Source organism: Microbacterium helvum (genome assembly GCF_014779795.1).
Lineage (GTDB): Bacteria > Actinomycetota > Actinomycetes > Actinomycetales > Microbacteriaceae > Microbacterium > Microbacterium helvum.
Map to the genome: position 1 here is coordinate 93,298 of NZ_JACXZS010000008.1, position 18,972 is coordinate 112,269.

The 18,972-nt window shown below is 71.3% G+C and carries 16 protein-coding genes and 1 pseudogene; 15 read left to right on the plus strand and 2 right to left on the minus strand.

Annotated elements, in window-relative coordinates; translation table 11 throughout:
• The first annotated feature begins 14 nt into the window (after positions 1-14).
• The 4 genes from IF188_RS12980 to IF188_RS12995 all read left to right on the plus strand — a co-directional run bounded on the left by IF188_RS12980 (position 15) and on the right by IF188_RS12995 (position 6,625).
• A complete protein-coding gene (locus IF188_RS12980; protein WP_191172223.1) occupies positions 15-1,601 on the plus strand; it encodes a glycoside hydrolase family 43 protein in 1,587 nt (528 codons plus the stop codon).
• A gap of 116 nt (positions 1,602-1,717) precedes the next feature.
• Positions 1,718-5,209, plus strand: a complete 3,492-nt coding sequence (locus IF188_RS12985; protein WP_191172224.1) for an alginate lyase family protein — start codon at positions 1,718-1,720, stop codon at positions 5,207-5,209.
• A 73-nt stretch (positions 5,210-5,282) separates the two neighbouring features.
• Positions 5,283-5,627, plus strand: a complete 345-nt coding sequence (locus tag IF188_RS12990; protein WP_191172225.1) for a glycoside hydrolase family protein — start codon at positions 5,283-5,285, stop codon at positions 5,625-5,627.
• A 239-nt stretch (positions 5,628-5,866) separates the two neighbouring features.
• Positions 5,867-6,625 (plus strand): TetR/AcrR family transcriptional regulator, encoded by a 759-nt coding sequence (locus tag IF188_RS12995; protein ID WP_224751842.1) that lies wholly within the window; start codon positions 5,867-5,869, stop codon positions 6,623-6,625.
• Between the two features lie 27 nt (positions 6,626-6,652).
• Here the strand turns inward: IF188_RS12995 and IF188_RS13000 are convergent, their stop codons facing one another.
• Complete coding sequence (locus IF188_RS13000) at positions 6,653-7,597, minus strand: Ppx/GppA phosphatase family protein (protein WP_191172226.1); 945 nt, start codon at positions 7,595-7,597, stop codon at positions 6,653-6,655.
• A 144-nt stretch (positions 7,598-7,741) separates the two neighbouring features.
• Between IF188_RS13000 and coaA the strand changes: the two genes are divergently transcribed.
• The 9 genes and pseudogenes from coaA to IF188_RS13045 all read left to right on the plus strand — a co-directional run bounded on the left by coaA (position 7,742) and on the right by IF188_RS13045 (position 15,836).
• Entirely contained in the window at positions 7,742-8,725 is a 984-nt protein-coding gene (gene coaA / locus IF188_RS13005; RefSeq protein ID WP_191172227.1) for a type I pantothenate kinase, read from the plus strand.
• Positions 8,726-8,788: 63 nt separating this feature from the next.
• Entirely contained in the window at positions 8,789-10,639 is a 1,851-nt protein-coding gene (gene glmS, locus IF188_RS13010; RefSeq protein ID WP_191172228.1) for a glutamine--fructose-6-phosphate transaminase (isomerizing), read from the plus strand.
• A gap of 226 nt (positions 10,640-10,865) precedes the next feature.
• Positions 10,866-11,219 (plus strand): annotated as a pseudogene (locus tag IF188_RS13015) (holo-ACP synthase); the annotation flags it as partial.
• A 143-nt stretch (positions 11,220-11,362) separates the two neighbouring features.
• A complete protein-coding gene (gene alr, locus IF188_RS13020) occupies positions 11,363-12,487 on the plus strand; it encodes an alanine racemase (protein ID WP_191172229.1) in 1,125 nt (374 codons plus the stop codon).
• Positions 12,484-13,005: a tRNA (adenosine(37)-N6)-threonylcarbamoyltransferase complex ATPase subunit type 1 TsaE gene (gene tsaE / locus IF188_RS13025; protein ID WP_191172230.1), complete on the plus strand. Its 522-nt coding sequence runs from the start codon at positions 12,484-12,486 to the stop codon at positions 13,003-13,005. The genes alr and tsaE overlap by 4 nt, the downstream gene beginning before the upstream one ends.
• Complete coding sequence (gene tsaB, locus IF188_RS13030; protein ID WP_191172231.1) at positions 13,002-13,661, plus strand: tRNA (adenosine(37)-N6)-threonylcarbamoyltransferase complex dimerization subunit type 1 TsaB; 660 nt, start codon at positions 13,002-13,004, stop codon at positions 13,659-13,661. The genes tsaE and tsaB overlap by 4 nt, the downstream gene beginning before the upstream one ends.
• Entirely contained in the window at positions 13,658-14,164 is a 507-nt protein-coding gene (rimI, locus tag IF188_RS13035) for a ribosomal protein S18-alanine N-acetyltransferase (protein ID WP_191172232.1), read from the plus strand. Before tsaB ends, rimI begins: the two co-directional genes overlap by 4 nt.
• A complete protein-coding gene (gene tsaD / locus IF188_RS13040) occupies positions 14,161-15,252 on the plus strand; it encodes a tRNA (adenosine(37)-N6)-threonylcarbamoyltransferase complex transferase subunit TsaD (RefSeq protein ID WP_191172233.1) in 1,092 nt (363 codons plus the stop codon). Before rimI ends, tsaD begins: the two co-directional genes overlap by 4 nt.
• A complete protein-coding gene (locus tag IF188_RS13045; RefSeq protein WP_191172234.1) occupies positions 15,249-15,836 on the plus strand; it encodes a hypothetical protein in 588 nt (195 codons plus the stop codon). The genes tsaD and IF188_RS13045 overlap by 4 nt, the downstream gene beginning before the upstream one ends.
• Positions 15,837-15,876: 40 nt before the next feature.
• Here the strand turns inward: IF188_RS13045 and IF188_RS13050 are convergent, their stop codons facing one another.
• The gene (locus tag IF188_RS13050; protein WP_191172235.1) at positions 15,877-17,064 is read right to left on the minus strand and encodes a THUMP-like domain-containing protein; all 1,188 of its coding nucleotides are present in this window, start codon (positions 17,062-17,064) and stop codon (positions 15,877-15,879) included.
• A 165-nt stretch (positions 17,065-17,229) separates the two neighbouring features.
• Here IF188_RS13050 and groES point away from each other — a divergent pair, with 165 nt between their 5' ends.
• Both groES and rarD read left to right on the plus strand, forming a co-directional pair.
• Positions 17,230-17,526 carry a co-chaperone GroES gene (gene groES, locus IF188_RS13055; RefSeq protein WP_045275440.1) on the plus strand — a complete coding sequence of 99 codons (297 nt, stop codon included), beginning with the start codon at positions 17,230-17,232 and terminating at the stop codon, positions 17,524-17,526.
• 426 nt (positions 17,527-17,952) lie between these two features.
• Positions 17,953-18,876, plus strand: a complete 924-nt coding sequence (gene rarD / locus IF188_RS13060) for an EamA family transporter RarD (protein ID WP_224751861.1) — start codon at positions 17,953-17,955, stop codon at positions 18,874-18,876.
• Positions 18,877-18,972: the final 96 nt, after the last annotated feature.

Here is an 18,972-nt window from a genome sequence, read left to right on the forward strand (position 1 = left end):
TCACCGGAGAACCCATGTCTGTGATCCACAACCCGATCCTGCGCGGCTTCAACCCCGATCCGTCGATCCTGCGCGTCGGCGACGACTACTACATCGCCACCAGCACGTTCGAGTTCCACCCCGCGGTGCGCCTGCACCACTCGCGCGACCTCGTGCACTGGACGACGATCGGCCACGCCCTCGACGACGGGTTCGACCTGCGCGGCATCCCGGACTCGGGCGGGGTGTGGGCGCCGAGCCTCACCCACGCCGACGGCAGGTTCTGGCTGGCGTACTCGATCGTGCGCACGATGGACGGCGACGACAAAGACATCGACAACTACCTCGTCACGGCCGACGACATCGCCGGGCCATGGACCGAGCCGGTGCACCTCGGGTCACGAGGGTTCGACTTCTCGTTCTTCCATGATCCTGACGGGACGCACTGGATCCTCGGCGTGCAGTGGGATCAGCGCCCCGAGCATCCGTCGTTCTCGGGTCTCGTGGTCGAGCAGTACCTGCCCGACGAGCGCCGCACGTCCGGCGACGCCATCCGGATCTACCGCGAGGACGGCCTCGTCGAGGGGCCGAACCTGTACCGCGTCGGCAACTGGTACCACCTGCTGATCGCCGCCGGCGGCACCGGCTGGAACCACGGCATCACGGTCGCCCGTTCGCGCAGCCTGCTCGGGCCGTACGAGCGCGATGCACGCGAGGCCGTGCTGACGACGCGCGACGCGCCCGGGCATCCGCTGCAGAAGGCGGGGCACGGCGAGCTCGTCCAGACCCCCGAGGGGGAGTGGATGCTGGTGCACCTGGCCGCCCGCCCGACGCTGCACCTCGGCGAGAGGTACAGCACGCTCGGGCGTGAGACGTGCCTGCAGCGGGTCGTGTTCGACGACGACGGGTGGCTGAGGCTCGCCGAGGGCGGGCATCACGCGAGCGTGGAGGTGGCGATCCCACGTGCCGAGGGACCGCATGCGGCGCCCGGCACGCGTGGCTGGATCGACGAGTTCGACGGCGCCGGCCTCGACACGCGGCGGTGGTCGACCCTGCGCGCCGCCGTGCCGAGCGCCGTTGCGGACTTCACCGCAAGGCCCGGATGGCTGCGCCTGCGCGGCGGGCACTCGCCGGCGTCGGTGTTCGATCAGTCGATGATCCTCACACGGGTCGAGGAGCACCGGGCATCGTTCGAGGTCGTGATGGATGCTGCACCGCGCACGCCGCGCGAGGCGGCAGGTCCGATCGCCTGGTACGACCGCTCGGGGTGGATCTGGCTGCACGTCACCTACGACGACGAGAACGGCCGGCACCTGCGGGTCGTGCGCCGCGACGGCACGGTGACGACGAGGTCGGCACCGTTCGCGGTGCCCGACGTGCCGCTGCACCTGCGGCTGTCGCTCGACGGCCCCGACCTGAGGTGCGCGTGGTCGCCCGCGAACGCGCAGGAGTGGATGCCGCTCCCCGGCGTGCATCCGGCCTGGACGCTCTCGGACGACCACGGCGCGCGCCTGCGGTTCACGGGGCTCTTCTTCGGCGTGCGCGCCGATGACCTGGACGGTCGGGGCTGGTGCGTCGACCTCGATCGAGCCGAGGTGCGGTTCCTCGCCGACGCCGGCTGAGATCGCCCCTTGACGTCAGGCGTCATGGACGTCATGGTTAAGCGGCAAACGTTATCCATCCGAAGCAGGACCACATCCGCGGTCGGTGCCGACCGCGGCGACAGGAAGAGAGATCGATGAGGATCGAGCATCAGCGAAGCCGGGCGCGACGCCTGATCGGGGCCGTCACCGCGGCGGCCCTGACGGTGGCCGGCGTCGTCACCGCCCTGCAGCCGGCGGCCGCCGAAGAGCCGTTGGCCGAGGCATCCCCTCCCGCCATCGTCCGGACGCTCAGCGATGCCGGCTTCGCCCACCCGGGGATCGGCTTCACCGCGGACCACCTGGAGAACATGCGCACGCAGGTGCTCGCGGGGGTCGACCCGTGGGCGAGTTACTACGACGCGATGAGCCAGACGAAGTACGCCTCCCGCACCTTCTGGGCCGAGAACGCGCAGCCGGGCACCGACATCCCGAAGAACGACGCATATGCGAGCGCGGGCATGCGCTCCAGCGCCCTGCGCGACAGCCTCGGCGCGATGGCGCAGGCGCTGGAGTACGTCGTCACCGGAGATGAGCAGTACCGCGCCAACACGCTCCACATCCTGCGCACCTGGAGCAGTCTCGATCCCGCGAAGTACGCCTACTTCGCCGATGCGCACATCCACACCGGCGTGCCGCTGTACTACATGCTCATCGCGGCGGAAGTGGTGCGGGGCACGGAGCCCGCGAACGCCTCGCTCGACGGGTACGACCTGCGCTGGACCGCCGAAGACCAGCAGCGCATCGAGGAGAATCTCGTGCGTCCGGTGCTCAGCACCTTCCTGTACTCGCAGAACCGGCTGTGGAACCAGCACCTCTACGGCGTCATCGGCATGGTGGCCGCCGCGATCTTCCTCGACGATGCCGACCTCTACGCGAAGTACGTGGAGTGGTTCACGGTCAACTCCGGCTACCAGAGCGAGCACGACCTCTACGGCGGGAACGTGAACGGCGCGCTCGAATCGCTGTTCCGTCTGATCCCCGCCGACGCCCCCGGCAACACCACCGGGCAGCCGTTCGTGCAGCACATGGAGATGCTGCGCGACCAGGCGCACGGCCAGGGCGATGTCGACCTGCTCGTCGCGCTCGCTCGCCTCGTCGACAATCAGGGCACCAAGGTCGATCCCGTGGCCGGCACCGTCTCGACGGCGACCGACGCGGTGTCGCCGTACCGCTTCCTCGACGACCGTATCCTCGCCGGCGCCGACACGTTCTACGCGTTCATGATGGGCGAGGAAGTGCCGTACATCCCCGCCAACGAGGGCGGTGCGATCTCGCAGGCCTACCGCGGCCGGCTGCAGGACCCGCTCAGCGAGGCGTACCTGCAGTACCGCTACGTCGCCGGCGTCGATGTCGAGGCTGAGGCCCCGCACGTCGCCGAGCTGTACCAGCACCGTGACGGGCCGCTCTATTACTACGGCACGGGCATCCAGAACTTCTGGAACGACCGCGGATCGGACTACACCGGTGCCGAGTACTGGGTGGCTTTCCCCGAGCAGCTCGCCGACGTCGAGGGATCGGTCGCGCCGACGGCACCGTCTGCGCAGCTGTCGGTCGGCACCTTCGGCAAGTCCCTCGGTGCCGGGGCACAGGCGGGGACGGATGCCGATGGCACCGCATTCGTCCGCCTCGACGCGGCCGCCGCCGATGCGCAGCTCGCCGTGCGCCGCGCCATCTGGCCCGATCGCACGAAGACGGCGCTCGTGGGCGTCAAGGTGCGCAGCGACGGCATGGCGCGGCTGCAGCTCGCGCGCACGTCGCAGGAGTCTCCGTTCGCCGAGATCGTGGTGCCCGACACGGGCGGACAGTGGCGCTACGTGTGGCTCGACCTGAACGTCGACAAGACACCGGGTGCGGTGGGAGACAACATCGTGTTCCTGAGGGCGACCGGCTCGGACGCCGACGTCGACGTCGCGGGCGTCCTGGCGCAGGCGAACGGCGTGCTCACCCCGCCGGTGTTCGCCGACGCCCCCTCGGTCGACGTCATGGCTGTCGCCGGCGAGGAGTGGACCCGCACCTTCGCGACGACCGACAGTGGTGGCGGGCAGCCGCAGCTGGCTCTGCAGAACGCGCCGGAGGGGGCCGTGCTGTCGGGCGACACCGTCACGTGGACGCCGCCGCGCAGCGGCAGCGCCGGTCTGCTCGCCGTCGCCTCCGACGGCACGACGGTGACCTCGCTGCCCGCCACGATCACCGTCGCGCCCAACCGGGCATCGGCGATCGGCAAGCTGATGGATCGCATCGACGGTGGCAGTGAGCTCTTCACGACGGCCTCATGGGCCGCCGTCGAGGCGCTGCAGGCGAGGGCGAAGCAGCTGCGCAAGACGGCGAGCACCGCCGAGTTCGCCGAGGTGCTTGCGCAGCTGGGCGACGCGATCGCCGGCCTGCGACTGCTCAACCCGAAGCTCGCCGACGGCACGCTCGACTACACCGGTATCGTGACCGCACCGGCGCTCACCTCGTCGCAGCTTCGGGCGCTCGCCGACGGCGACAACCAGACGTCGTGGGGCGACCAGCGCGTCACGGGCATCGTGTTCGACTTCGGTCCCGGCTTCCGGGTGACCTCGAACGCTTTCGGGTTCCAGGCGCGCGACACCTTCCCGAACCGCGCCGAGGGCACGAACGTCTACGGCTCTGACGACGGCGCGACGTGGACGCTGCTGACCGAGCACCCGAATGCGGGGCAGGATGCCGCCGTCGAATGGATCCCGGTGCGCGAAGGCGTCCGCAACCAGCGCTTCCGGTTCCTGAAGTTCCAGGTCGATGAGCCCGGCGTGCCGTCGGACCCTGCGTATCCGGGCATCTGGAGCATCGCCGACATCCGCATCGACGGCGTGCGCAGCGAGGCGACCGGCGCGATGGACACCGTCACGGTGTCGTCGCCCGACGGCGTGGCCGGTCGCGTCGTGGCCGGCGACCACGTCGAGCTGCACCTCACCGGTCCTGCGGGGAACACCGGCGTGGCCGTGACGGTGCTGGGCGCTCCGGTTCAGGTGTCGTCGCCGGCGGCCGGGGAGTGGGTGGCCTCGGCGGTCGTGCCGGACTCGGCGCAGGCGGGCGCGGCGGTCACGTTCACGGTCGCGTTCACCACACCGGACGGGCGCACCGCCGACCCCGTCGCAGCGACGACGGACGGCTCGAAGCTGTTCCTGTCGACGGATGTCGGACTGCTCGACGACGCGTTCCGTGCGGCGAAGGTGCTGCGCCCCGATGGGGTCGTCGACACCGCGTGGACGCAGAACGCGGCGAGGATGTTCGACGGCGATGCCGCGACCCACTCCGACACGCGCCTGAACGCCGGCACGTACGGCAACGTGTGGGACTTCGGCGCGGGCGCGCAGGTGACGCTCACCGGTGCTGAAATTCTGGTCCGCCAGGACGGGTACGGCATCTCGCGCATCGCCGACATGCGCCTGGAGGGCTCGAACGACCTCCAGGGCTGGACCCGCCTGACGCCGGCAGTCCCTGCGAAGACGCTGGAGTGGCAGCGCTGGGGCGTGGTTGCGGGCACCGGCTATCGGTACATCCGCATCGCCAACGGCCAGATCCTGGGCGTCGCCGAGCTGCGGGTGTTCGGCAGCGCCGGCTGACCAGAGGTCGAGAAGGGCAGGTCTCGCCGGCTTCGGCGGGGCCTGCCTTTCGTGTGCCCGGTTCCTCGAGGGGGTGCTGCAGGCCGAGGTCGTCGACGGCCGGCCCGTGGTGATCTTCTCGTGCCTCGGCGCGCACGCGATGCCATCGCGACGTGAGAGCCGGGGCGGCACGTGGGTCCTTCCCGCCGAGAGCCTGCTCGGACCGTACGACGTGGACGCCGCCTACCCGCTCACCGACGACAGCCTCTATGTCGGGCGTCTGCTGCGCCGCCGTGACGACGGCCAGTGGCTGCTGTTCGCCTTCCGCAACGCGGGTGAGGACGGCGGGTTCGTCGGCGGCATCACGGATCCGATGCCCGTCGCCTGGCAGGGCGGCCGGCTCGTGCGAGTGGATGCCGCCCGCGCGGCGATCGCCTGACCCCGGCAGGCCGGGGCTCGCGGACGCGCCCCGGCCGGACCGGCCCGGCTTGAGACATGAGACTTCCAGTCCATAAGCTGGGTCGGCGCGGATCGTGGGAATCCGCGCGCGATCTCAGCGGCCCCATGCCGCGACGGGTCAGGTCGGTGCCGGGGCCCTGGGGACCCGGCACCGCGACCGGCTCCGTGGCGGTGAGCCCGCACCCCCGGTCGCCGTGCTCGTCAGGCGATAATCGATGCATGCCTGCTCCCAGCTCACGATCGCGGCGTCCGGCAGGCGAGACCCGCGCACGCATGCTCGATGCCGCCGTCGAACGCGTCCAGGCCGAGGGGCTGCTGCTCGACTACGCCAACATCGGGATGGAAGACCTGATCCGGGCGGTGGGAGTTCCGCGCTCGACGGTGTTCCGCATCTGGCCCGATCGAGTCGCCTTCGTCGCCGACCTCGTCCGGGCGCTCTTCGAGGCCGACCCGGGGTTCGACACCGGCTTCGACGGCCCCACGCTGGAGCTGATCCACGGGGCGATCGCCGAGGGCGGCGAAGCCATGGGGCGACCCGAGGCGCGCGAACTCGTGCTGCGACGCGCGGTGCGGCTGGCCGTCGCCCACAACATCGTCGCCGTGGCTGACTCCGTCGCCTACCGGGCGTACCGCACCATGTCCGCGGCGCTCTCCAGCGGCGACAGCGTGCCGGGCGGCGACGAGATCCGCGCGCTGCTGGTCGAGATCGAGGATCGGTATCTCGAACGGATGGCGGCGATGTACCGCGTGCTGAACGACGCCGTCGGGCTGCGGATGCGGCCGGGACTGGACGCGCGCGACCTGGCCGTGGCGGTCATGGCCACGATCGACGGCGTGTCCGACCACCGCCGCATCGACCCGGTGCAGATCGACACGCCACGACTCGTATCGGTGGGTCGGGACGAGCCCGAGGAATGGGACATCGCCGCTCTCGCGGTCTACGGCGTGTACACGACGTTCACCGAACCCGTCGACTGAGGCGAGGAGTCGACCGCTCGGACGCGGTCACGCCCCGGGCGCGCTCCAGCTGAGCGATTCGATGTAGCGCAGCAGCACGCCCTCGCGCAGCGCCCACGGCGACACCTCGAGCTCGTCGACGTCCAGCGCGCGCATCGCCTCGTGCAGCACGACGGCGCCGGCGACGATCTGGAACGTCCGATCCGGTGTGATGCCGGGCAGCTCCTGCCGCGCGGAGGCCGGGATGCGCGCGAGGCGCGGGATCCACGACCCGAGCGCGGCGCGGGGGAGCAGCATCCGCTCGATCCCCGACCAGCCGGGGACCGGGTAGCCGACGAGCTTCGCGAGCGACCGGATCGCCTTCGACGAGCCGACGACATGGTCGGGCCGCGCGAGCGAACCGAACGACTCGGCGACCGGCGCGAGCGTCGCGCGCGCGTGCTGGCGCAGACGGTCGACGGCCTCCTCGCCGGGCGGGTCGTCGGGGAGGAACTGGATCGTCATGCGGCCGGCTCCGAGCGGGACGGATGCCGCCGCCTCCGGCAGTTCGTCGGCACCGGCCGCGAGTTCGAGCGATCCGCCGCCGATGTCGAACAGCAGGATCTGTCCCGCAGCCCAGCCGAACCAGCGGCGTACCGCGAGGAAGGTGTAGCGCGCCTCGGTCTCGCCCCCGAGCACCTGCAGCGGCTGGCCGAGCGCCTCTTCGATGAGCGCGATGACCTGCGGGCCGTTCGTGGCCTCGCGCACGGCGCTCGTGGCGGTCGCGAGCAGTTCGTCGACGCGCTCCGACGCCGCGATCTCGCGCGCCTCGGTCACCGCGGCGACGAGCGCCGAGACGCCCTCGTCGGTGATCGAGCCGTCGGGTGCGAGATACCGCATGAGCCGCAGCACCGTGCGCTGACTCGTGGTGGCGAGCGGTCGCCCGCCCGGGCGCACATCGGCGACGAGCAGGTGGACGGTGTTCGAGCCGATGTCGAGAACTCCCAAGCGCACGGAGAAAGAGTAGCGGCGGCATCCAGTCGCTGTCGTCACGCAGGACGACCACTCGCGCGCCGAGAGGCATAGGGGAGTGGATGCCGGCGGCCGCGGCATCCGGTCCGAACGAACGGGGGAGGGGACGGGATACGATGGGGCGCGATGTCCGCCGACGAAGCCGCAGTCTCCCTCAGCTCACCCCACACTGAGCCGACCGCCGCCCCCGCCCTGTCGCTGTACCGCGAGATCGAGCGCGCGGACTGGGCGCGATTGGCGTCGGGCATCGCACAGCCGCTGACCGAGACCGAGATCGTGCAGATCCGCGGCCTCGGCGACCGGCTCGACATGGACGAGGTCGCGCAGGTCTACGTTCCGCTGTCGCGGCTGCTGTCGCTCTACGCGGAGTCGACGAAGCGCCTGGGCGCCGAGGAGTCGGCTTTCCTCGGCGAGAACGACTCGACGACGCCGTTCATCGTCGGCGTCGCCGGCTCCGTCGCCGTCGGCAAGTCCACGATCGCGCGCCTGCTGCGCGAACTGACCTCGCGCTGGCCCGGCACACCGCGCGTCGAGCTCATCACGACGGATGGCTTCCTCTACCCGAACGCGGAGCTCGAGCGCCGCGGTCTCATGGAGCGCAAGGGGTTCCCCGAGTCGTACGACCGCCGCGCCCTGGTGTCGTTCCTCACCGAGGTGAAGAGCGGCGCCGCCGAGGTGCGCGCCCCGTTCTACTCGCACATGCGGTACGACATCGTGCCCGACGCCGTCGTCACCGTGCGTCGCCCCGACATCGTCATCGTCGAGGGGCTGAACGTGCTGCAGCCGCCGCCCACGCCCAACGATGTCGCGGTGAGCGATCTGTTCGACTTCTCGATCTATGTGGACGCGGATGCCGGGCACATCGCCCAGTGGTACGTCGACCGGTTCCTCGCCCTGCGGCGTGCGGCCTTCAGCAACCCGAGCTCGTTCTTCAACGTGTTCGCGCAGCTGTCGGACGACGAGGCCGTCGAGCGGGCGCTCGGCTTCTGGAACACCATCAACCTTCCGAACCTCGAAGAGAATGTGCTGCCGACGCGGCACCGCGCGAACCTCGTGCTGCAGAAGGCCGCCGACCACAAGGTCGAGACGGTCCTGCTCCGCAAGCTCTGACGCGCGATGGCATCCTGTTTTCGTAAGGGAGCCGCGCAAAACCGCCCGCCTACCATGGAGCGCATGTGCGGAATCGTCGGATATGTGGGCCCTCGCCAGAGCCAGGACGTGCTGATCTCGGGACTCGGACGCCTGGAGTACCGCGGCTACGACTCGGCGGGGATCGCCGTCATCGACGGCGACGGTACACTCGACATGCGCAAGCGCGCGGGCAAACTGCAGGTGCTGCGCGACGACCTGGCAGCGCGGCCGATGCCCGACGGCACGACCGGCATCGGGCACACCCGCTGGGCGACGCACGGCGGTCCCACGGACGGCAACGCGCACCCGCACCTCGCCGACGACGACCGCCTGGCGGTCATCCACAACGGCATCATCGAGAACTTCGCCGAGCTGAAGGCCGAGCTGCTGTCCGAGGGCTTCACCTTCCGCAGCGAGACCGACACCGAGGTCGCTGCGGTGCTGCTGGGCCGCGAGTACCGCCGCACCGGCGACCTGGTCGCCGCGTTCCGGGCGATCGCACCGCGGCTCGAGGGCGCCTTCACGCTCCTGGCGCTGCACCAGGAGCAGCCCGGCCTCGTCGTCGGCGCCCGCCGCAACTCGCCGCTCGTGATCGGCCTCGGCGAGGGCGAGAACTTCCTGGGCTCCGACGTCGCCGCGTTCGTCGAGCACACCCGCAACGCCCTGGCTATCGGCCAGGACCAGATCGTCGCCATCACGCCCGAGGGCGTCGAGGTCACCGACTTCGCGGGCGGCGCGGTCGAGGTCGAGCCCTTCGAGGTGACGTGGGATGCCGCCGCCGCCGAGAAGGGCGGCTGGTCGTCGTTCATGGCCAAAGAGGTGTCGGAAGAGCCCGAGGCCGTCGCGAACACGCTCCGCGGCCGCATCCACGACGGCGAGGTCGTGATCCCCGAGCTCGACGGGCTCGACGAGCTGTTCACCGGCATCTCGCGCATCATCATCATCGCGTGCGGCACGGCGGCCTATGCCGGCCAGGTCGGCAAGTACGCGATCGAGCAGTGGACCCGCATCCCGGTCGATGTCGAGCTCGCGCACGAGTTCCGCTACCGCGATCCGGTCATCGGCCCCGACACCCTCGTCGTCTCGATCAGCCAGTCGGGCGAGACCATGGACACGCTCATGGCGGTCAAGTACGCCCGTGAGCGCGGCGCGAGGACGCTGTCGGTGTGCAACACGCAGGGCGCGACCATCCCGCGCGAGTCCGACGCGATCGTCTACACGCACGCCGGCCCCGAGGTCGCGGTCGCCTCGACCAAGGCGTTCGTGGCGCAGATCACGGCGCTGTACCTGATGGGTCTGCACATCGGACGCGTCCGCGGTGCGGTGTCCGCGGCCGACGCCGCCGCGCACGTGCGCGAGCTGGAGGCGGTGCCCGCCAAGATCCAGCGCATCCTCGACAACGAGCAGGCGCACATCGAGCAGTTCGCGCACTGGATGGCCGACACCCGCTCGGTGCTGTTCCTCGGCCGCCACGTCGGCTACCCGATCGCGCTGGAGGGCGCGCTCAAGCTCAAGGAGCTCGCCTACATCCACGCCGAGGGCTTCGCCGCCGGCGAGCTCAAGCACGGCCCGATCGCGCTCATCGAGCCCGGTCAGCCGGTGTTCGTCGTCGTGCCGTCGCCGCGCAAGTCGGCCGAGATGCACAAGAAGGTCGTCTCGTCGATCGAAGAGATCCGCGCCCGCGGCGCCCGCGTCATCGCGATCGCCGAAGAGGGCGACGCCGCCGTGCTGCCCAAGGCTGACGAGGTGCTGCGCATCCCGCTCGCGGGCCCGTTCTTCGAGCCGCTGCTGGCTGTGGTGCCGCTGCACATCTTCGCGATGGGCCTCGCCACCGCCAAGGGCCTCGACGTCGACCAGCCCCGCAACCTCGCGAAGTCCGTCACGGTGGAGTGAGGTGGATGCCGGCGGCCCCGGCCGCCGGCATCCACTCCCTTCTCGCGCGCCCGAGAGCCGCGCTGAACGTGTTCACTTGCGCTGAATGTACGCAGAATGGCCGTTCGGCCGTACGAACAGCGCAAGTGAACCCAGGAGGGGGCGGCTCCTGGGCGGCGAGAAGAGAGCGGGTGCGGGGCCGCGATAGGGTGGCGGATGCCGCGTACCGGCGCGGCAGGAGGTGCACGTGATCGTCGGAATCGGCGTCGACCTCGTCGACATCCCGCGGTTCGAGCGCACGATCTCGCGCACCCCGCGCCTGTTGGAGCGGCTGTTCTCGCCGAGCGAGCGGCTGCTGAAACCCCACTCGCTGGCCGCCCGGTATGCGGCCAAAGAGGCGCTGATCAAGGCGCTCGGCGGGTCCGACGGGGTCCACTGGACCGAGATCGAGATCACCTCGGAGCCCTCCGGTCGCCCGCTCTTCTCGCTGACCGGGTCGACCGCCGCCGTCGTGGCCGATCGCGGCATCACCGCCGTGCACCTGTCGATGTCGCACGATGCGGGACTGGCGACGGCGTATGTCGTCGCCGAGGCCGCGCCCGCGCCCCCTGTTTCGGCGCAGGAATCCCCGGTTTCGGCGAACCAGGGGATTCGTGCCGAGACCGGGGCCACCGCCCCCGGTTTGGACGAGGATCCCCTGTCTCGACGCCCGCCGACTGCCACCCCCACCCAGAAGGACACCGCATGAGCCGCCTGCCCACCGGACTGCTGCGCGAGGCGACGGTCGACGTCGGGGCGATCGAAGACAACGTGCGCCACCTGCGTCGGCTGACCGGGGCCGAGATCATCGCGGTCGTGAAGGCTGACGGCTACGGCCACGGCGCGGTCCGCTCGGCGCTCGCGGCACTCGCCGGCGGCGCGAACCGTCTCGGCGTCTCCGACATCCGCGAGGCGCTGTCGCTGCGTCGCGCCGGCATCGACGCGCCGATCGTGGCGTGGCTGCATGCCCCCGGCGCCGACTTCTCGGAGGCCGCCGCGCACGGCATCGAGCTCGGGATCTCGAACCTCGACCAGCTGCAGAAGGCGGCCGCTGCGGCATCCGCGGATCGTCCCGTGGCGCTGCACCTCAAGCTCGAGACGGGGCTGTCGCGCAACGGCATCGCGCCGCAGGACTACCGCGTCGTGTTCGCCGAGGCCGCGCGGCTCGAGCGCATCGGGCGCGTGCGCGTGGTCGCGCTGTTCAGCCACCTGTCGAACGCCTCGGACGACGACGACAGGGCTGCGCTCCGTGCGTTCGAAGAGGGCGTCGCGGTCGCCGCCTCGCTCGGCCTCGCGCCCCCGCTGCGGCACATCGCGGCCACCCACGCCGCGATCGATCTGCCCGAGTCGCGGCTGGGCTGCGTGCGCATCGGCATCGGCCTGTACGGACTCTCGCCGTTCGCCGACCGTTCGTCGGCCGACCTGGGGCTGCGACCCGCGATGACGCTGCGCGGCTCGGTCGCCGCAGTGCGCCGCGTACCCGCGGGCAAGGGCGTGTCGTACGGCTACGACTACCGCACGGACCGCGATACGACGCTCGCGCTCGTTCCCCTCGGCTATGCCGACGGCGTGCCGCGGCAGGCGTCGGGCACCGGTCCGGTCCTGATCGGCGGGCGCCGCTTCACGGTGGCCGGCCGCATCGCGATGGACCAGCTCGTGGTCGACGTCGGAGACGAAGCCGTGTCGGTCGGCGACGAGGCCGTGCTCTTCGGCGACCCGACGCTCGGGGCTCCCTCGGCGACGGAGTGGGCGGATGCCGCAGGCACCATCAACTACGAGATCGTGACCCGGATCGGTCCTCGCGTACCCCGCCGGCAGGTGGCCGAATGAGCGGCCTGGACCCGATCCTCGGGACACACGAGATCGTCACGCCGAGCGATATGGAAGAGCTGGGACGGCGGATCGGCGGGATGCTGCGACCCGGTGACCTCGTCGTCCTGACCGGGCCGCTCGGCGCAGGCAAGACGACGCTGACCCGCGGCATCGGCGCGGGGCTGAACGTGCGCGGGCCGATCCAGAGCCCGACGTTCGTGCTCGCTCGCACGCATCCCTCGCTCGACGGGGGTGCGCCGCTGGTCCATGTCGACGCGTACCGGCTCGGATCCGCCGCAGAGCTCGACGACCTCGACATCGACTTCGACGGCTCTGTCGTCGTCGTCGAATGGGGTCGTGGCATGGTCGACGGCATCCGCGACGTGTGGTGGGAGCTCGAGATCGAGCGCGAGTGGCACGGCCACGGCCAGGACGACGCCTGCTACGGCGTGCAGCACGAGGCCGAGCTCGATGCCGACGCCCCCCGTCGGGTGAAGGTCACCCGGCACGGCACGCCGACTACCCTGGAAGGGTGATCCTCGGCATCGACACCTCGCTCGGCTCCGCGGTGGCGGTCGTCGAGCCCGACGGCGTCATCCGCTCGCAGACGGTCAGCGCCGACCCTCGTGGCCACGCCGAGGTGATCGGCACTCTGATCGAGCGGGCGCTGGGTGAGGCATCCATCCGCCCCTCGGACGTGACGCACGTCGCCGCCGGGATGGGCCCCGGCCCCTTCACCGGACTGCGCGTCGGGATCGCCGCCGCGCGCGCATTCGCGCTGGGGCGCGGAGTGCCGGTGGTGCCGGTGCCCAGCCACGACGCGGTCGCCCTGGAGCTGCTGATCCACGACGCGCTCACGGGCGGATATGAGGATGCCGCCGACGAGACCTTCGCCGTCGTGACCGACGCGCGGCGCCGCGAGTTCGCGTACACGCTGTACCGCGGGCTCGACGCCGACGGCCTGCCGGTGCGGGTCGCCGAGCCCGCCCTGGCGCCGCGCGACGATCTCGACGCCGTGCTGGCCGACGCCGGAGCCGTACGTCGGGACTCCGACCGGGTGCCGGCCGCGATGCTCGCGCTGGCGGCATCCCGAGCGCTCGCCGCGGGCCGCACGATCGGACCGGCCGACGCGCTCTACCTGCGCTCGCCCGATGTGACCCTGCCGCACGCGCCGAAGCGGGTGTTCCTGTGACGCTGCGCGCCGCGACCGCCGACGACCTCGCCGCGATCATGGCGCTCGAGCGGGCGTCGTTCCCGACGGACGCATGGTCCGAGGCGATGATGCGCGAAGAGCTGGCGTCGCCGCACGGCTGGTACGTGGTCGACGACGAGGCCGGTCGCCTCGTCGGCTATGCCGGGCTGCGGACGGTGAAGAACGCGAAGGATGCCGACGTCCAGACGATCACGATCGCCGAGGCCGCGCGCGGTCGGGGCCGGGGTCGTGCGATGCTGCGGGCGCTGCTGGACGAAGCATCGCGACGGGAGGTCTCGGATGTGTTCCTCGAGGTGCGCGCCGACAACCCGGTCGCGCAGGCGCTGTATGTGTCGGAGGGGTTCCTCGAGATCGGCCGCAAGCCGCGGTACTACCAGCCCGACGATGTGGATGCCGTGGTGATGAAGCTCGACCTGCGCGGCTGGGCGGCCCGCGACGCGGATGGACCTGAGCCCCGCTGGGATGGAGGGGTCTGTACATGAACCGCGCCGAACCGCTGGTGCTCGGCATCGAGACGAGCTGCGACGAGACCGGGATCGGGATCGTGCGCGGCCGCACCCTGCTGTCGAACACGATCGCGAGCTCGATGGACGAGCACGCCCGCTACGGCGGCGTCGTGCCCGAGGTCGCCGCGCGCGCCCATCTGGAGGCGCTGCAGCCGTCGATCGAAGCCGCGCTGGCAGAGTCGGGGGTGGCGCTGGCCGATGTCGACGCGGTGGCCGTCACCTCGGGGCCGGGGCTCGCAGGGGCGCTCATGGTCGGCGTCGGCGCGGCGAAGGCGCTCGCTGTCTCGCTCGAGAAGCCGCTGTACGCCGTCAACCACCTCGTGGGCCACATCGCCGCCGACATCTTGCAGGCCGGCGCAGCCACAAGCACCGCGGATGACGACGGGGCGCTCGAATACCCTACCGTGGCGCTTCTCGTGAGCGGCGGGCACACCTCGCTGCTGCTCGTGCGCGACCTCACGACCGACGTCGAGCTGCTGGGCGAGACCATGGACGACGCGGCCGGCGAGGCCTTCGACAAGGTCGCCCGTCTGCTCGGGCTGCCGTATCCCGGCGGGCCCGAGATCGACAGGGCAGCAGTCGACGGAGATCCGAAGGCGATCGCGTTCCCACGCGGACTCTCGCGCGCGAGCGACATGGCCGAGCACCGCTACGACTTCTCGTTCTCGGGACTCAAGACCGCGGTCGCCCGCTGGGTCGAGCAGCGCCAGGCGGCGGGAGAGCCGGTTCCGGTCGCCGACGTCGCGGCGAGCTTCCGCGAGGCGGTCGTCGACGTGCTCGTCACGAAGGCGCTCGCCGCCTGCCGCGACTACGACGTGCCGCGCCTGCTGCTCGGCGGCGGCGTCATCGCGAACCGGCGGCTGCGCGACACGGCGCTCGAGCGCGGCGCCGCGGCCGGGGTGACGGTGCGGATCCCACCCCTGTCGCTGTGCACCGACAACGGCGCCATGATCGCCGCGCTCGCATCCGAGCTCATCATGTCGGGCCGTGAGCCCTCGACGCTCGCCTTCGGCGCCGATTCGACGCTCCCCGTCACCGAGATCCAGGTCGCGGAGTCGTCATGACCGACGAGCGGATGCCGCACCCCGACGACGCCGACGCGCCCGCGCCGACGACACCCGAGGTCGCGCCCGCCCCCGCCTCGTCGAGCGAGCAGCCGGAGGACGACGGGATGCCGGCGGCCGCGGCATCCTCATCTCCGAAACCCGTCGCACCGCAGGTCGAGCCGCCGTCACCCGACATCGACATCGTCCCGGCCTCATCGATGCTGCCGGGCGAGCATCGGGGAGGGTTCTTCCGGCTGCCGACGGCCCCCGTCGCCGTGACGACGCAGTCAGCGCCGGCAGAGCCGGCGAACGACCTGACTGCGGCGTCCGCGCAGTGGCTCGCGTCGGACGAACCGGGGATCCACCGCGGCCTCGCGGGCTGGGCGCTGGCGTTCGCCATCATCGGCCTCGTCGTGTCGCTGTTCGTCGGGTGGGGGTTCCCGATCGGGCTCGTCGCCGTCGTGTCGGCGATCTTCGCGTTGCGCCGCCCTCTGGAGAGCCGCGCCGTCGCGGTGTGGGCGATCGTGATCGGCGCGGTGTCGATCCTGTACAGCGCAGGGTGGCTGCTGTACGCCGCGCTGCGCGCCAATCTGTTCGGCTGAGCCTGTCGAAGCCCGATCCGGTCGGAGCCTGACCCGCGGGTCAGACCCGGTCGGCGAGGATCGCGGTGCGACGCGTGCCGATGCGGGTGACGAACAGCGTCGCCGAGCCCGCGCCGCGCAGCTTGAGCTTGGTGCGCAGCGCCGCAGGATCGATGTCGACGCCGCGCTTCTTGATCTCCAGGCGTCCGATCTCGCGCTCGCGCAGGGCCTTCGCCAGCGCCTTGGGGTCGGCGGGCAGCACCTCGCGCACACGGAACGTCGACACGTACGGCGAGGTGAGCGCGGCGTCCGACGTCAGGTAGGCGATGTGCTCGTCGAGCATGCCGGCCTGCAGCGACCGCGCGACCTCGCCGATGAGACGCGCGCGGATGACCGCCCCGTCGGGCTCGTGCAGATAGGCGCCGAGCTCGCGCACCGGCTCGTCGGCGGCATCCTCTTCCGCGGTCAGCTCATGCGCGGCGTCCCCGCGGATCACGAGCGCCGCCCGACGCACTTCCGGGCGCGCGAGCACGCCCGACCACAGCACGAGCTCGACGGTCGACCCGTCGGCGCTCACCCACTGCGCCTCGACGTCGTCGGGGATGAGGTCACGGTCCAGGCCGGGCCCGAGCTTGACGCCCACCGGCAGGCGGTGAGCGAGGCCGAACACCCACTCCAGCGAGGGCGACCAGTCCTCGGGTCGCGTGCGGCTGGTCTCGGAGTGCCCGGCGGTGCGGCGCGCGGGGTCGAGCCACACTGCGTCGACGCCGTCCAGCTCTGTCGTCTCGGCGGTGCCGTGGCGCACGTCGACGTCGTCGCCGAACGGCGCGAGGTTGTACGCGGCGATGCCTGCCGTCACCTCGTCGGCGTCGACAGCCGTGACGCGCAGCCCGAGGGCTGCGAGCCCCAGTGCGTCACCTCCGATGCCGCAGCCCAGATCGGCGACGCGCGCGAGTCCGGCGTCGCGGAAGCGTGCGGCGTGACGGGCCGCGATCGGCAGCCGCGTCGCCTGTTCCAGGCCGGCGCGGGTGAACAGCATGCGCTCGGAGAGGTCGCCGAACTTGGCGCGTGCGCGGGTGCGCAGCCTGGCCTGTCCGACGACCGCCGACACGAGATCGGGGGAGTGTCCGTCGCGTCGCAGCCGCGTGACCGCGCGGGCGACGTCGTCGGACGACTCGATCGCCGGCATGGCGTCGAGCAGGCGCAGCCCCTCGGGCGTCAGAAGGGCTGTCAGCTCGGCTCTCTCCACCGGCCAAGCCTATGACGCCGGCCCGCGGGCGGCGCGTGTGTCGGACTGGGTCGCGGCATTGGCACTCACGTTGCGTGAGTGCCAATGCGTTGCCTAGACTGGCGTCAGCACTCTCAACGTCAGAGTGCTAACGAGTCTTCAGTCTCAAGAAAGAAGAGGTAGACCGTGTCGGTTTCCATCAAGCCGCTCGAGGACCGCATCGTCATCAAGCAGGTCGAGGCCGAGCAGACCACGTCCAGCGGTCTGGTCATCCCCGACACCGCCAAGGAGAAGCCCCAGGAGGGCGAGGTCGTGGCGGTGGGCCCCGGCCGCATCGACGACAACGGCAACCGCATCCCGCTCGACGTCGCCGTCGGCGACCGCGTGATCTACAGCAAGTACGGCGGCACCGAGGTCAAGTTCGGCGGCGACGAGTTCCTCGTCCTGTCGGCTCGCGACGTGCTCGCGGTCGTCGTCCGCTGAGTCCAGCGCACAACGCGTACCGAGAGGGTCGGATGCTTCGGCATCCGGCCCTCTCGTCGTTCCCGCGACCATGCCCTCTCTCCCGCGACCTTGCCCTCTCTCCCGCGACCATGCCCCATCGTCCGCGACCATGCCCCATCGTCCGCGATCACGCCCGGTCGGCACGGGGAGGGCACGGTCGGCGTGGGGAGGGCACGGTCGGCGTGGGGAGGGCACGGTCGGCGTGGGGAGGGCCCGGTCGGCGTGGGGAGGGCCCGGTCGGCGTGGGGAGGGCACGGTCGGCGCGAGGAGGGCACGGTCGGCGCGAGGAGGGCACGGTCGGCAGGGTCTTAGGCTGTAACGGTGAGTCCCGAACCGTCGTCCCGTTCCAGCGACGCCGGCGTCGAGGATCTCGCAGAGTCCGCCGCCTCGACCGCCGGGATCGCGCTGCCGCCCACGGCCGTCGTCGAGCCCGGCCGCGAGCGCACGCTCGGCACGATCTACGGACTCACCGCGTACCTGCTGTGGGGCTTCCTGCCGCTGTACTTCCTGCTGCTGGCGCCGACCGGGCCGTTCGAGCTGGTGGCGTGGCGCATCGTGCTGTCGCTGGTGTTCTGCGCCCTGCTGCTCACGGTGACCCGCACGTGGGGCCGCTTGGCCGCGATCATGCGTCAGCGACGGCTGCTGTGGCTGACCGCCCTGGCCGGCGTGCTGATCTACGTCAACTGGCAGGTCTTCATCCTCGGGGCGCTGAGCGGCCATGTGATCGAGACGAGCCTCGGCTACTTCATCAACCCGATCGTGACGGTCATGCTCGGCGTGCTCGTGCTGCACGAGCGCCTGCGCGCGACGCAGTGGGTCGCGATCGGCATCGCGGTGGCCGCGGTGGTCGTCATCATCGTGGGCTACGGGGCCTTCCCGTGGATCGCACTCACGCTGGCAGCATCCTTCGGGCTCTACGGCCTGGTGAAGAAGCAGGTCGGGCCGTCGGTGGACGCAGTGAGCGGCCTCACGCTGGAGACGATGTGGCTGACCCCGATCGCCGCGATCGTGCTCGTGGTCGTGGCGTCGACGCAGGGTCTCACGATGGGCGCCTACGGCTGGCAGCACACGGTGCTGCTGAGCCTCACGGGCGTCATCACGGCGGTGCCGCTGCTGCTGTTCGCCGCCGGCGCGCGGCGGGTGTCGCTCACGACGATCGGGCTGCTGCAGTTCGCGGCGCCCATCCTGCAGTTCCTCATCGGCTGGCTCGTGCTCGGGGAGCCGATGCCGCTGGAGCGCTGGGTCGGCTTCGGCCTCGTGTGGGTTGCGCTGATCGTGCTGACTGTCGATTCCGTGCTGCACGCACGTCGGGTGCGCGCCGCTCGCTGACACGTGAGCCGCGCGGGCTCGCGGCGCCTCAGCAGGCGCCGACGGATCCCGCGCACGAGGGTTAGCGCTGCAGAAACCGGCATCCGCTGCCCGATC